This window comes from Verrucomicrobiia bacterium (assembly GCA_036268055.1).
Lineage (GTDB): Bacteria > Verrucomicrobiota > Verrucomicrobiia > Limisphaerales > Pedosphaeraceae > DATAUW01.
In genome coordinates, this window is record DATAUW010000013.1 from 52698 (window position 1) to 66565 (window position 13868).

Here is a 13868-nt window from a genome sequence, read left to right on the forward strand (position 1 = left end):
CACGCATGAAACGATTTTTGGTTTTATTCGCGTTGATGGCGATTGCGCAGCCTCTTTTCGCAGCTTCGCTAAAGCTGAATCTTTTCATCTGGAGCGAATATATTGATCCGAAAATTGTCGCGCAATTCGAGAAGGAACAGGATTGCCAGGTGAACATTGATCTTTATGAGGATGCGGAAAGCATGCTCGCCAAAATGCAGGGCGGCGGCGACTCGCTCTACGATGTCGTTGTGCCGCCGGACCACATGGTGACGGCTATGATCAAGTTGAATCTCCTCGCGCCATTGCGTCACGCGAACATCCCTAACCTGACGAATCTCGATACGACATTTGCCAGTCCGCCTTATGATCGTGGCAATCAATATAGCGTCGCGTATCAGTGGGGAACGGTTGGCATCTTTGCCCGGCAAATACCCGGGCAGGCGCCGTTGAAAGCGACGTGGGGAATTTTTTTTGATGCCAAACAGCAAGCCGGCTCTTTCGTGCTGATTGATTCAGTGCGCGATCTCGTGGGGGCGGCGTTGAAATATCAAGGTCACAGTCTTAATTCGACTGACCCGGGCCAACTCAAGGCGGCGCGCGATTTGATCATTGAGGCGAAGAAGCGGTGCGTCGGTTTTGAGGGCAGCGTGGGCGCGAAAAATAAGGTGCTCGCGCATACGGCACGCACGGCCATTGTTTATAGTGGCGAAGGCGTTCGGGGCATGACGGAGGACAAGGAAACGGCTTATGTGATTCCTGTCGAAGGCAGCCAGATTTGGCTCGATAATCTTGCGGTTCCGGCCCACGCACCGCATCGCGATTTGGCGGAGAAATTTATTAATTTCATTCTTGATGCGAAGATCGGGGCGCAGTTGTCGGGATATACTCAATTCGCTTCGCCGAATCGCGCGGCGATGCCGTTTATTCCCGAGGCGGATCGCAATAATCCCGCTATTTATCCTTCGGCAGAGACGAAAGCGAAACTCGAGTTTCTCGAAGACCTCGGCGGCAAGACGCGTCTCTATGATGAAGTGTGGACGGAGATAAAGGCGAGATAGCGCAAAGATATAGGCGAACCTATAAGGTTTGCATGCGTCATTTTATTTGGGGAGTTAATAAAAAAAGACGTTCGAGTGGACGAGTGATAGTTTCATCTGAGGGATTCTTTCGTCCCTGCGGGACTTGATTGGGGACGGATGTAAACCCAGCAATAAATTGCTGGGTTAAGATCTTTCGTCCCTGCGGGACTGCGGACGGCTGCACGGCAGCGCAGCCCTACCGTGACCGATTTAATTCACAAATACGGAGTGTTGAGGCCTGCGTAAAAATTCTGCCATTGCCCTGCTGTGGACATTTCGCCAATATTCCGGGCTTATGTCTATAAGTCGCAGACAGTATCCGTTTGATTTGATCGAGCCGAAATGGCAGTCGAAGTGGGATGAGCAGCAGGCTTTTCGCGCATGGAATCCGGGCGAAACGCTGCCGGACGCGCATCCTTTTGCGGCGCGTCACGGACTGGGTGGCAAAGCCGCGAGTGCGGAGGCATTGCCGCCGAAATATTATGTGCTGGATATGTTTCCGTATCCAAGCGGCGCGGGTTTGCATGTCGGACATCCCGAGGGTTACACGGCCACGGATATTCTGGCGCGTTATCGCCGGGCGGCGGGTTTCAATGTTTTGCATCCGATGGGTTGGGACGCCTTTGGTCTGCCGGCGGAACAATACGCCATCAAGACCGGCAAGCATCCGCGGGCGACGACGGAGACGAATGTTACCAATTTCAAACGCCAGATAAAGTCGCTGGGCTTCAGTTACGATTGGACAAGGGAAGTGGACACGACGGACCCGGAATATTTCAAGTGGACGCAATGGATTTTCCTGAAGCTGTATAATTCCTGGTTCAATCCAGCGACCAACAAGGGTGAACCGATTGAATCACTCCCCTACCCTGCGGCTTTGAAGACCGAAGAAGAAAAACGCGCGTACCGCGATAGCAAACGTCTCGCGTTTGTGTCCGAAGCGCCGGTGAACTGGTGTCCGGAACTTGGCACGGTTTTGGCCAATGAAGAAGTCATTGATGGCAAAAGCGAAGTCGGCGGTTTCCCGGTGGTCCGCAAGCCGATGCGCCAATGGATGCTACGCATCACGGCGTATGCCGAGCGTCTGTTGAATGATCTTGAAGGCATTGACTGGAGTCATTCGCTCAAGGAAATGCAGCGAAATTGGATTGGGCGCAGCGAAGGCGCGGAGGTGGATTTTCTTAGTGCGGAATGCGGAGTGGGAAGCGCGGAGTGTAAGATTCGTGTTTTTACGACGCGACCGGATACTTTGTTTGGGGCGACTTATATGGTGCTTTCGCCGGAGCATAAGCTGGTGGAGAAAATTACGACACCAGAGCAACGGAGTGCGGTTGCGGAATATCAAAAGCTGGCGGCGAGCAAGAGCGATCTGGAACGCACGGAATTGGCGAAGGACAAGACGGGCGTTTTCACCGGCGCTTATGCGATCAATCCGGTCAACGGTGAGAACATTCCGATTTGGATTGCCGATTATGTGCTCGCGACTTACGGAACCGGCGCGATCATGGCGGTGCCGGCGCATGATGAACGCGATCTTGAGTTCGCGAAAAAATTCAAGCTGCCCATCACGGAAGTGGTTCGCGCGCCGGAAGGCAAAGACTCCATTGGGTTCGTCGGCGATGGCACGAGCGTCAATTCGGGATTTCTCACGGGCTTGCCGACGCCCGAGGCGAAAAAAATAATTGCGGCATGGCTTGAAGAAAAAGGCGTGGGCAAGAAGACGATTAATTATAAATTGCGTGACTGGCTTTTCAGCCGCCAGCGTTATTGGGGCGAGCCGTTCCCGATCGTGTGGCGCAATGGACAGCATGAGGCGTTGCCGGAATCTGCATTGCCCTTAATGCCGCCGGATTTAACGGATTTCAAACCGACTTCGACGGGCGAACCACCGCTCGCGCGCGCTAAAGATTGGGTGAACCTGCCGGATGGCGCGGTGCGCGAAACCAATACCATGCCGCAATGGGCAGGCAGTTGCTGGTATTATTTGCGGTTCCTGGATGCGCGGAATCCGAATGCGTTTGTTGGGAAAGAGGCGGAGAATTACTGGACGAAGACTGGCGGGCAAACGCCGGGCGTTGATCTGTACGTCGGCGGGACGGAACATGCGGTGTTGCATTTATTATATGCACGCTTTTGGCATAAGGTTTTGTTCGACCTTGGTTATGTCTCGACTCCCGAACCGTTTTATAAGCTCGTGAATCAGGGGCTTATTCTCGGCGAAGACGGGCAGAAAATGTCGAAGTCGCGCGGCAACGTCGTCAATCCCGACGACATCCTTCACGACTACGGCGCAGATGCGTTTCGACTTTACGAAATGTTTCTCGGGCCGCTGGAGATGGTGAAGCCGTGGAACACCAAAGGCGTCGAGGGTGTGTATCGCTTTCTCGGACGTGTGTGGCGTTTGTTTGTGGATGAGCAAAGCGAGACGGCGTTTGAACAAGCCGATACCACCACGGAATCGAACAAGCGCAACGAACTGCTCAACTTGATCAAACTCGGTCCGGCGATCAAAGACGTCGCGGCGACGCCGGCTCAACTCAAGGCCTTGCATGCGTGCATCAAAAAAGTCACCGAAGATCTCGATGGGATGCGTTTCAACACCGCGATTTCCGCTTTGATGGTTTTCGTCAATGAAGCCATGACGTGGGAAGTTAAGCCTCGCACGGTGTTGCGGGATTTTTTGATTTTGTTGCAACCGTTCGCGCCGCATCTCGCGGAGGAATTGTTCGCCCGCATCTCGGCGGACGCGCCCACGCTGGCTTATATTCCGTGGCCGAAACACGACCCGGCGCTGCTCGCCGAGAGTACGCTGGAAATTCCGGTGCAAGTGAATGGCAAGCTGCGGGATGTGATCGTCGTGGCGGCGGATGCGACGCAGGCGCAGATCGAGGTCGCCGCGCTCGCGACGGAAAAGGTGCAGCCCTTTATCGCCGGAAAGACCATTAAGAAAATCATCGTCGTGCCGAAGAGATTAGTGAACATTGCGGTGGCTTGACGGCTCGGTTATAGTGAAACTGTGATTCATTGGACCAAACAGGAAACGCAAGTATTGTGTCTTTTCGTGTTCCTGTTTGTGACCGGTTTGGCGGTCAAGGCTTATCGGACGGCGCATCCGCCGGTGGCCGCCAGTGCAGTTACGAAACCATAAAATAATGCAAGCAACGTCATTTGAAGAAGTCCTGGAGCAAATCCTCGCGAAGGATTCGCGTTATCACCGGGACGCCTATTTATTTCTGCGGGATGCCCTCGATCACACGCGCAAAATGCTCGAGAAGGAACAGAAGATCGAAAAAGCCACGAGCAAACGCACCTCGCAACAGGAAAAACATGTCAGCGGCCAGGAATTACTGTCGGGGATTCGCGAACTTGCGCTGGAAATGTTTGGGCCGATGGCGATGACGGTGTTTGAAGAATGGGGCATCCATAATTGCCAGGATTTCGGCGCGATGGTTTTTATCATGGTGGAAAATCGGCTGCTTAAAAAGACCGAGAAAGATTCGCGCGCGGATTTTGAGAATGGTTATGATTTTTTTGAAGCATTTCGGAAGCCGTTTCTGCCACAGAGCAAGATTGGGGCGGTTCCGTTGAAGGAATCGGGCGTGGGCAAGGGGTGAATTGAGCAGCGGGACTTGGTGGTTAGAGGAGAGCGCATCAGCGCCGCAGTCTGAACTGGCGAAACTCATTTGGCTATGATACGGTTCGGGCAGTTCTTTGAAGGAGGACTGGCAATGCGTGAAAATGACGCAGGTGATGTCGCTCCATCCATGATTTAGCCGCCTGTTATCCGTTCAGAAGCGGACGATGGTTCGGATAAGTCCGCTTAAGTTCGCGTAAGTGCGGATAAGAGCGGGTAAATTTTCATCTTTAGACGCCGATTTGCTCGTATGATTAGCCGCGCTCATTTGTGATCGGCGACGGCACAGTGGCGCCGCCCAACCGTGTGAAACTGAGTGTCTTTCGTAGAAAACATTTTGTTTCGCGTTTGGCAAAATCGCCAATTAGATTACTCTCCCATTGTATGACGATGTCGAACGACCAACATTTATCCGCTTCCGCCGAAATTCCCGCGCTGCCGCCGGGCGTGACCTTGACCCAACTTGAAAATGGCCTGGCGATCATCGTGCGCGAAGACCACAGCGCGCCGGTCGTTTCCGCGCAGGCATGGGCAATGACCGGCAGCATCAACGAGGGCAAATGGATAGGCGCCGGCATGTCGCACGTGCTTGAGCACATGCTTTTCAAGGGCACGACCACGCGCGGCGCGGGTCGCATTGACCAGGAGGTGCAGGACGCGGGTGGTTACATGAACGCGTACACTTCATTTGATCGCACGGTGTATTATATTGATGCGCCCAACACTGGCGCGAAAGTCGCGATTGATATTTTATGCGACATCATGCAGCACGCGACTTTGCCCGCCGACGAAATGGCGAAGGAAAAGCAAGTCATCCTGCGCGAGATGGACATGAACCAGGACGATCCCGGCCGCCGTTCGGGTCGCCGGCTGTTTGAAACCGCTTACACGCGCAGTCCGTATCGCTTCACGATCATCGGTTATCCCGATATTTATAATGAATTGCAGGCGGAAGACATCGCGGCGTATTACCGCGAGCGTTACGCGCCGAATAATGTTTTCTTTGTCGTGGTGGGCGATGTGAAGGCGGCGGAGGTGGTCGAACAAATCAAGACGGCTTACGCCACGACGAAAGCGCGCGCCATTGCTCCGGTGGTTTTGCCGGAGGAACCGCGACAGACGGCGGCGCGTGAAATCATCGAGGAAGGCCCGATTGAAATGGGCCATGTGCATTTAAGCTGGCACATACCGGGTTTGCGCCATGCGGATGTTCCGATTCTCGACGTGCTGGCGGCAATGCTCGGCAGCGGGCGCAGTTCGCGGTTGTATCAGGAAATTCGCGAGAAGAAAGGGCTGGTCAATTCGATTGATGCGTGGACTTACAATCCGGGCAATCCCGGTTTGATCGGCATTAGTCTGCTGGTGGATGCGGATAAATTTGAAGCGGCGCGCGCCGCTGCGTTGGCGGAAGTGGAACGGGTGAAGAACGAAACTATTTCGCCCGCCGAAGTCGCGAAGGTGGTCAAACAATTTACCTCGGCCACGCTCGCCACGCGCAAGACCATGCAAGGCCAGGCGCATGACCTCGGCGGAAGTTGGCTCGTCGCGAATGATTTAAATTTTTCCGAGCGTTATCTTGAAGCGGTGAAGCGGGTGACGCCGGCGGATTTGCAACGCGTCGCGCGCGAATATCTCACGGCGAGCAATCGCACGGCTTATGCGCTGCTGCCCAAAGGCGCCTCGCCGCAGTCCACGCACGCGGTGGTTGCGGATGAAGATAAGACGGTCCAAAAATTCGAGCTGGCGAATGGGCTTCGGCTGCTCGTGAAAGAGAGTCATCGGCTGCCATTCGTAGAATTTCGACTGGTGTTGAAAGGCGGCGTGCTGGCGGAAACGGCAGCGAACAATGGTATGACGCAATTAGCCGGGCGTCTGTTGCTGAAGGGCACGAAGACGCGGAGTGCGGAACAAATCGCGCTGGAGATAGAATCGCTGGGAGGCAGTCTCGATAGTTTTGGCGGCAATAATAGTTTTGGGGTGCATGCCGAAGTGTTGCGCGAGGATTTCAATATCGGCCTCGATTTGGTGGCGGATGTTTTGTTGAATCCGACTTTTCCCGAAGCGGCGCTGGAGCGCGAGCGGCAGATTCAGTTGGCCGGAATCAGATCGCAGCGCGACCAGTTGCTCAAGAGCGCGGGCATCGGCATGCGGCGCGCGCTTTTCGGCGACGGGGGTTATGGTCTCGACACGCTTGGCACGGAGGCCAGCGTGAGTGCGCTGACCAAGGCGGAAGTGCAGGGGTTTCACAAAAAATTCACGGTGCCGAATAATTGCGTGCTTGCGATTTTCGGAGACGTGAAAGCTGATGACGCAAAGGCCGCGGTCGAAAAAGTTTTTGGCAGTTGGAAGACCGGCGAGAAGGCCTTGGCGCAGTTGCCCGAAACGAAACCGTTGAAAGAAATCAAACGGGTGGTGGAGATTCGCGATAAAAAACAGGCGGTGCTGCTGGTCGGATTTCCGGGGGCGACGGTTTCGGGGACTGACCGCTATGCCTTGGAATTGTTGCAGGAAGCGTGCAGTGACCTGGGGTCGCGATTGTTTCTGAGAATTCGCGATAATCTTGGGCTTGCCTATTATGTCGGCGCGCAAAATTTTCTCGGGTTGGTGCCGGGATATTTCGCGTTTTACGTTGGCACGGCGCCGGAGAAGGTTGAGCAGGTGGAACAGGAAATTTTGCGCGAGGCGGAATTATTGCGCGCCGAGGGCTTGACGGCGGAGGAACTCAAACGCGCCAAGGCGAAGATCGTTGGCCAGAAAAAAATTGCCCGACAGGACTTGGGCGGTCTCGCGATGACGATGGCGCTGGATGAACTCTACGGCTTGGGTTACGCCCACAGCGATACCGACGATGCGCGTTATGAAAACATCACGCTGGAAGAAATCAAAGCGGCGGCGAAGAAATATCTCACGCCGGGCGCAATGGTCATTTCGGTGGTCAAGCCCGAGTAATCACAGCAGCAGCAGCCGGTAAAATCGACGCACGTTCGTTCCGAGTGGATCGGAGATCGTGGTGGTGGAATTCACCGCGATGATGGGATTGCCGAGATTCGTCCACAACGGCTGCGTCAAATCGGTTTTGAATTGGAGTTGATACTTTTGTCCGGGAATGGTGCTGAAGGTCAAAGCGATCGTTTGCGAACTGGCGGTCGGCGAACCAATCGCTGTGAATCGCAGTGGCGGATTATTTGTTGAGGTCAAATATATTTGCTGCACTTGCATCGGTGAAAGCGCCGCGCCAAAAATTGCCACTTCATCAATCTCGCCGTTGAAAAATTGAAACGCGTTTGTGTCCGGGTCGCCGCCAATCCATAAGTCGTCGCTGTTGCCGGAGACCGCCGTGGTCGCGTTATTGATGGAAGCGGAAACCTGGCCATCTACATACAATGTCTGTTGGCTCGCGCCGTCATACACGCCGATCAGTTGATGCCATTGGTTATTGTCTAATCGAGTTGGGCCAACGACATCGCCACTTGGTTGGAGGCCGTCTGAAAAATGCGGCAGGCCAGCACTATCGAGAAACAAACGATACGATCCGATTCCATGATCCAATATCGATTGCGCGCTACCGCTTGCTGGCAATGCTTTAGTCCATGCGACCAACGACAGCGCACCGGTCAGATTGAGCGAATTGGTTGCCGGCACGTCAATGTTTCCGAAGCCATCAAACATGCAGGCGAGATTGCTTGCGCCGAGTCCGATCGTCGGCACACCGAGCGCGCCAGGAAAAGTTCCGGGCTCATAAATTCCATTGGCGGTCGGTGCGAGCGAACCGAGATTCACGGCCAGCGGAAGTTGCAAAAGGTTCGGCACGATGGGCGCAGGATCATCGAGATGCCAGTAACCGACCGGATGACTTGTGAGAATGAGCGAGCTGTAATTTGCCGCGGCGGAAATGGCGGTGTTGTAATGCGAGGCGATCACGTCCGGGCTCAGGGCGTTGGTGTAAAATGCGACTTCATCCACATCACCGTCGAAGGTGCGATTGGGAATGGTCGTGGCGCCGATGCGAAGGGGCATGGTGGTGTTTGGATTAAAACCCGCGGCTGACGAAGGCCCAGCGACTAAAACTCCATTCACATAGAACGAGGCATTCGTTCCGTCGTAAACACCGACGAGATGATGCCACGCGCCGGTAGTGACAGTGCCGCCCACTAGCGTCGCGGCGTAGCCGTTGATGCCGCCGACACGAAATTGCCAGGTCGAACCGGCGGCTTCATAGAGAATCCAGCCGATGCGGGCGTTGGAGTCATTTTGATTAGCGTCCAATGCGGCGGCGGGTGAAAAGAAATCGGAAGTGATCTGCGCGGGGTTGGCCCAAAGCTCTATGGTGAACGGGCCGTTGGGGTTCAGCGCGGGCGTGTAGGGAATGTCCACATGGCCGCCAAGAAGCTCAATCAGTAATTCCGGATTTGAAAAATGAAAACTCGTGCCGACGATTCCAGGCTGTGCAGGCGTTACATTATTTATGACAAATCCCGTTCCTGAATTGCCGAGTGACCCGGCGTTTGTGGCTATGGCTGCGCGAGGAGGCTGGTTGGTTTCGTCGAGACGCCAATAAGCCAGTGGACGCAGAGCGAGCGCCGCGTTGCCATAACTCGATGGGCCGGTGACGGACAATGTGTAAGTGCGCGTTTGGGCGATTTGTGTCGCCAAGTTTGAGAACACAATAGTTGCCGTGTAATTGCCCGCCGCGAGATTACTGGTCGCGGCATTCAAACTAACCGTCACGGTGGTTGTCGGCCCGCCGGGCGCAAGCGTGCCATTGGTTGAAGAAACATTCAGCCACGCAGAGGTGTTCACGAGCGTCCAGTCGAGTGAACTGCTTCCGGAATTTGTGAGGAAAAGATTTTGAGTGGCAACGTCAAATGGACCGCCGATGGATCCACTCGCGACGAAGCCCATGCGGGGCGTAATCATCATTGTGTCAGGACTCGCCGCGTCCAATGCGACGAACGCCATCACTATGCCATAACCTGAATCGCGATCCACGCCTGCCGCCATGATGTCGAGCGCGGTGCCGGTCAGGATGGCGCGCACTTGTGCGGTTGTGATGTTCGTGGAGTAGGATTTCAACAGTGCGGCGATCGCGGCGGCGTGCGGTGTCGCGGCGGAGGTTCCGAAAAAAGGCGTGAAATCAGCGAACGTCGTGGAGACTCCATCCGCGGCGGCGACGTCAGGCTTTTGCCGTATCGCACCGCCGGTTGAAGAAACATTTCCGGGAGTGATGGGAACGCCGTCCGAATTATAAAATATGTGGCGCGGGCCATCGGAGCTAAAAAATTCCACCGGATCGTTTGTGCCAGCGGTGAACGCTTTTGGAAATGAATTGGCCTCATCCACCGCCGCGACACAAAAAGCATTGGCCGCACACGCGTGGCCCAAAGTCGCGCCCGACGTGGCGATACTGAGTTCACCATCGCCCGTATCCAAATGCAAAAAACGCGCCGCGCCGGAAAATTTTACGATCACGATGCGCTGGCCGGAACTAAGCGTGGGAATAGATTCGTAAGGGTCTTGCGTGCCGTTCTGGCGCGTGGTGGAACTATGCTGCACGCGAGTTCCGGAGGAATTGAGCACAAAAACATCGTAGTCGTTGGTGGATGCGCCCAGCGGATCGGACCAGAAAAGGTCCAAGTGTGAATCACTGTCGGCGAAACTGATGGTGTCGAATGTCTGCGCCCCAAAACTCTGAACCCGTCCCGCTTCAGTAATCGGCGAGGCGGCCGCGCCTCCGTCAACGAAGTCACCTTCCCAAGTTCCCGATGTGCCGGAATCGAGATTGCCCGCATTACCCGCGGCGGAAAAATATAGCGCGCCGTTGTCCGTGACCGTGTTCACCGCTTGCGCGATGATTCCATCCTCAAATGGTGATTCGTCAAAATATCCGGTGTCGTCCAGGATGATGTCGCAACCGGCGTTGCGAAGGTTGAGAATATTTTCCGCGAAGCCCGCCTCGCTTTCGTCGGAGGTGGCAAAATATAATTGCGCGCCCGGCGCGAGGTCGTGAACGATTTCGAGCATTGCCGCGCCCTCACCGGTTCCATCGGCGATATCCTGCAGGACGGTGACGGGGCCAAGATCGCCGGTGGCCTGGGCATCGGTGAGAAAATCATTCGTGCTGGTGGTCACACTGTCGGAAAGCACGCCGACTTTTACGCCCGCGCCAGTCACACCGAAAGTCGCGCGAGCTTCGATGGCCTGATGGGTGGTATCGCCTTCGGAATTCACCGCGCCAGTATGATGCCGCGCCTGAGTGGCGCGGCGGATCGTGCGAACGTCGGCAGAACTGACCAGTGTCTCCAATTCGTCGAGTGTAACGATGGCACGGATCGCATGGAAATTGGGAAATTGATTGATAACCGTGCCGCCGCCATTAGTAATCAGTTGGAGGAGCGTGGGAGTGACGGTTGCATTGATATCCACCAGCACCCGACCGTCGGTGCGTAGCTTAACGTCCATTTCCAAATCAGGCGCGCCGGGCGCATAAGTTTCTCCGCGGTGATTTTTCATCGCGTGAATCAGTTGCGACTCGAGCTTGCATTGCGCCGGTGTCCAGGAAAGTTTCTCACGATAGATGGCGGCGATTTGGGCAATGGCGTTGGTATCGAGCGGTTCAGGCTGGGCAGCGAACGCGGGAACAAGAGCGAACAGTAAAAAGAAGCCAGCGACGAAAACACAGGAAGCGCGAACGAAGACAGATGGGGTTTTCACTTCAATTCAGCGTGGGGCGGTCGTGATGATTTGGTTCGAGTGAATTGAGCTTAGCCCGTCGAAAGTCATTCGTCAAATTTGGCCGGGCGAGCCAGGTTTTTTGCAAACGAGAAATGAGACGGTTTCTCCTTGAAGCCCGGGATGAGGTGCGGCAAATTGACGAGTGCCAGGGCCCATGGAATGTGGACTTACGAACCCCGCCAGGGCAGGAATGCAGCAACGGCAGTTTGCTCTGCATCCGCCGTGGTCACCCTGGCATTTTTGATTTACTCGCGGCTCGTAGCCGCAGACAGAATCGCCAATTACCAGCATGTCTTATCAGGTCATAGCCCGGAAGTATCGCCCGCAACGGTTTTCGGATGTCGTCGGACAGGAGCACGTCACGCAAACCCTCGGCAACGCCATCACGCAAAATCGCATCGCGCACGCTTATCTATTCGTCGGTCCGCGCGGCACGGGCAAGACGACCATCGCGCGCATTTTTGCGAAGTGCCTTAATTGCACCGGCGGCCCCAAGGTGGATTTTCCCGAGGACGATCCGAAAGCCCGCGAGATCACTGAAGGCCGCTCGATGGACGTCCTTGAAATTGACGGCGCGAGCAACAACGGTGTGGAGCAAGTGCGCGAATTGCGCGAGACGGTGCAATACGTTCCCGCGTCGTCGAAATTCAAGATCTACATCATTGACGAAGTTCACATGCTTTCGACCGCGGCGTTCAATGCGCTGTTGAAGACGCTTGAGGAACCGCCCGCGCACGTGAAGTTCATGTTTGCAACGACCGAGCCGGAGAAAATCCTGCCGACAATTCTTTCGCGCTGCCAGCGTTTCGATTTGCGGCGCATTCCCTCAGCGCTGATCATCAAGCATCTGGCGCACATCGCAAAATTAGAGAATGTAGAGATCGAAACGGCCGCGCTGGAAGCCATCGCGCGCGGTGCCGAAGGCGGCATGCGCGATGCCGAGTCCACGCTCGACCAGTTGATCAGTTTTTGCGGCGCGAAAATCGAGGAGGCGGATGTGCTGTCCATGTTCGGCCTGACGGCGCAAAGCCAGATTCTGGAATTGGCGCGCGCGGTTCTCGCCGGCGAAGCAGAGACTACTTTGCGCGAATTGAATGACCTGGCGAAAAATGGGAAAGATTTGGGACGGCTCGTTTCAGATTTGCTGGGGCATTTTAGAAATCTGTTAATCTACCAGGTTTCGCGCGGCGATTTGCGGATGCTCGAAGTTTCAGAATCGGAAGCGGCATCGTTGAAAGAACAGGCGACCAGCGTGGGCACAGATGCGTTGACGCGCATGATGGAAGTGATGAGCGATTGCGAGATGCGCCTGCGCGATGCGGCTTCGAAAAAAATTCTGATTGAGGTCGCGTTGCTGAAAGCCATCGAAGCCCGGCGGGCGGTGAGCCTGGATGCGGTGTTGCAGCAATTACAAAATCTGCGAAGCGGCACTGGCACGCCAACTCCGGCGTCGCCATCCCCTGCCCCAGCGCGCTCAACTCCAGCGGCGAGCGCCGCGCCCGCTCCAAAGCCTAAAATCACGAGCGATTCAGCGCCGGTCGAGTCCGAACCGCCGCCTCGCACTGCGATGATGGGTTCACCCGTGAACGCGAATGGCAGCTTGCAGGAACTTTGGGCGCAGCTGGTGGAATCGGTTGGGCGCGCGAGCCCGTTTACGCGCACGTATTTGCTCGAAGCGCATCCGGTTTCGCTGGCGAAAAATTTATTCATCATTGGGTTCGACCCGGAATTCGAGGACCACATCGGACTGGTGGACAATTCCAAGAATCATGCGTTGCTGCAAACGAAGTTGAGCGAACTCGGGCATCCGAATACGCAGATCAAATTTATCAAGGCGGAACGGCCCACAAACATGGCGCAACCGGTGATCGAAACAAAACCGGAACCGCCGAAACCCGCCCCGGCGCCAGTCGCCACGCAAAAGCAAGCTGCCCCAGCCGCCGCAGCTCCGCCACCCGCGAAAGAAAAACCGGCGTCGGTGGCATTCAGCAAAGACGATTTTAAAAACGATCCGCTCATCCAAAAAGCCCTTGAGGTTTTTAAAGGCAAAATCGTGGACGTGCGGGCGTGACGAACACCCTCAACTCAAACTAAATTAAATTATGTCGAGCATTGGCAAATTGATGAAACAGGCGGCGCGGATGCAGCAGCAAATGGAAGAAGTCCAAGCGCGGCTCGCGGCGCAAACGGTCGAAGCCACCAGCGGCGGCGGCGCGGTGAAGGTCGTGGCGAAGTGCGACGGAACCATCGCCTCGATCAAGATTGATCCGCAGGCATTGAATCCATCGGATGCGCAAATTGTCGAAGACATGGTGCTGACCGCAACCAATCAGGCGCTGGCGCAGGCCCGCGACATCTCAAATACGGAAATGGGCAAAGTCACTTCCGGCCTCAGCATGCCGGGGTTGATGTAATTATGCAGACTGATTTAACCGCGGAGG

The 13868-nt window shown here is 55.4% G+C and carries 7 protein-coding genes and 1 other RNA gene; 7 read left to right on the forward strand and 1 reads right to left on the reverse strand.

Going from position 1 to position 13868, the window contains the following annotated elements:
• Window positions 1–5: 5 nt before the first annotated feature.
• The 4 genes from VH413_07270 to VH413_07285 all read left to right on the forward strand — a co-directional run bounded on the left by VH413_07270 (window position 6) and on the right by VH413_07285 (window position 7644).
• Window positions 6–1040: a spermidine/putrescine ABC transporter substrate-binding protein gene (locus VH413_07270; GenBank protein HEX3798485.1), complete on the forward strand. Its 1035-nt coding sequence runs from the start codon at window positions 6–8 to the stop codon at window positions 1038–1040.
• Between the two features lie 316 nt (window positions 1041–1356).
• Window positions 1357–4056: a leucine--tRNA ligase gene (gene leuS / locus VH413_07275; GenBank protein ID HEX3798486.1), complete on the forward strand. Its 2700-nt coding sequence runs from the start codon at window positions 1357–1359 to the stop codon at window positions 4054–4056.
• A gap of 157 nt (window positions 4057–4213) precedes the next feature.
• On the forward strand, window positions 4214–4675 hold the full coding sequence (locus tag VH413_07280) for a Minf_1886 family protein (protein HEX3798487.1): 462 nt from the start codon (window positions 4214–4216) through the stop codon (window positions 4673–4675).
• Window positions 4676–5079: 404 nt separating this feature from the next.
• Window positions 5080–7644, forward strand: coding sequence for a pitrilysin family protein (locus tag VH413_07285; protein HEX3798488.1), 2565 nt, complete (start codon window positions 5080–5082; stop codon window positions 7642–7644).
• Here the strand turns inward: VH413_07285 and VH413_07290 are convergent, their stop codons facing one another.
• Window positions 7645–11406 carry a LamG-like jellyroll fold domain-containing protein gene (locus tag VH413_07290; GenBank protein HEX3798489.1) on the reverse strand — a complete coding sequence of 1254 codons (3762 nt, stop codon included), beginning with the start codon at window positions 11404–11406 and terminating at the stop codon, window positions 7645–7647.
• Window positions 11407–11570: 164 nt separating this feature from the next.
• Between VH413_07290 and ffs the strand changes: the two genes are divergently transcribed.
• The 3 genes from ffs to VH413_07305 all read left to right on the forward strand — a co-directional run bounded on the left by ffs (window position 11571) and on the right by VH413_07305 (window position 13841).
• Window positions 11571–11667, forward strand: an RNA gene (ffs, locus tag VH413_07295) — signal recognition particle sRNA small type.
• A gap of 49 nt (window positions 11668–11716) precedes the next feature.
• On the forward strand, window positions 11717–13498 hold the full coding sequence (gene dnaX, locus VH413_07300) for a DNA polymerase III subunit gamma/tau (protein HEX3798490.1): 1782 nt from the start codon (window positions 11717–11719) through the stop codon (window positions 13496–13498).
• A 31-nt stretch (window positions 13499–13529) separates the two neighbouring features.
• Window positions 13530–13841: a YbaB/EbfC family nucleoid-associated protein gene (locus tag VH413_07305; protein ID HEX3798491.1), complete on the forward strand. Its 312-nt coding sequence runs from the start codon at window positions 13530–13532 to the stop codon at window positions 13839–13841.
• The last annotated feature ends 27 nt before the right edge of the window (window positions 13842–13868 follow it).

Bases quoted from the DNA above. Each gene is read 5' to 3' on its own strand.
- VH413_07270 (HEX3798485.1), top strand. From the start codon at position 6: ATGAAACGATTTTTGGTTTTATTCGCGTTGATGGCGATTGCGCAGCCT.
- leuS (HEX3798486.1), top strand. From the start codon at position 1,357: ATGTCTATAAGTCGCAGACAGTATCCGTTTGATTTGATCGAGCCGAAA.
- VH413_07280 (HEX3798487.1), top strand. From the start codon at position 4,214: ATGCAAGCAACGTCATTTGAAGAAGTCCTGGAGCAAATCCTCGCGAAG.
- VH413_07285 (HEX3798488.1), top strand. From the start codon at position 5,080: ATGACGATGTCGAACGACCAACATTTATCCGCTTCCGCCGAAATTCCC.
- dnaX (HEX3798490.1), top strand. From the start codon at position 11,717: ATGTCTTATCAGGTCATAGCCCGGAAGTATCGCCCGCAACGGTTTTCG.
- VH413_07305 (HEX3798491.1), top strand. From the start codon at position 13,530: ATGTCGAGCATTGGCAAATTGATGAAACAGGCGGCGCGGATGCAGCAG.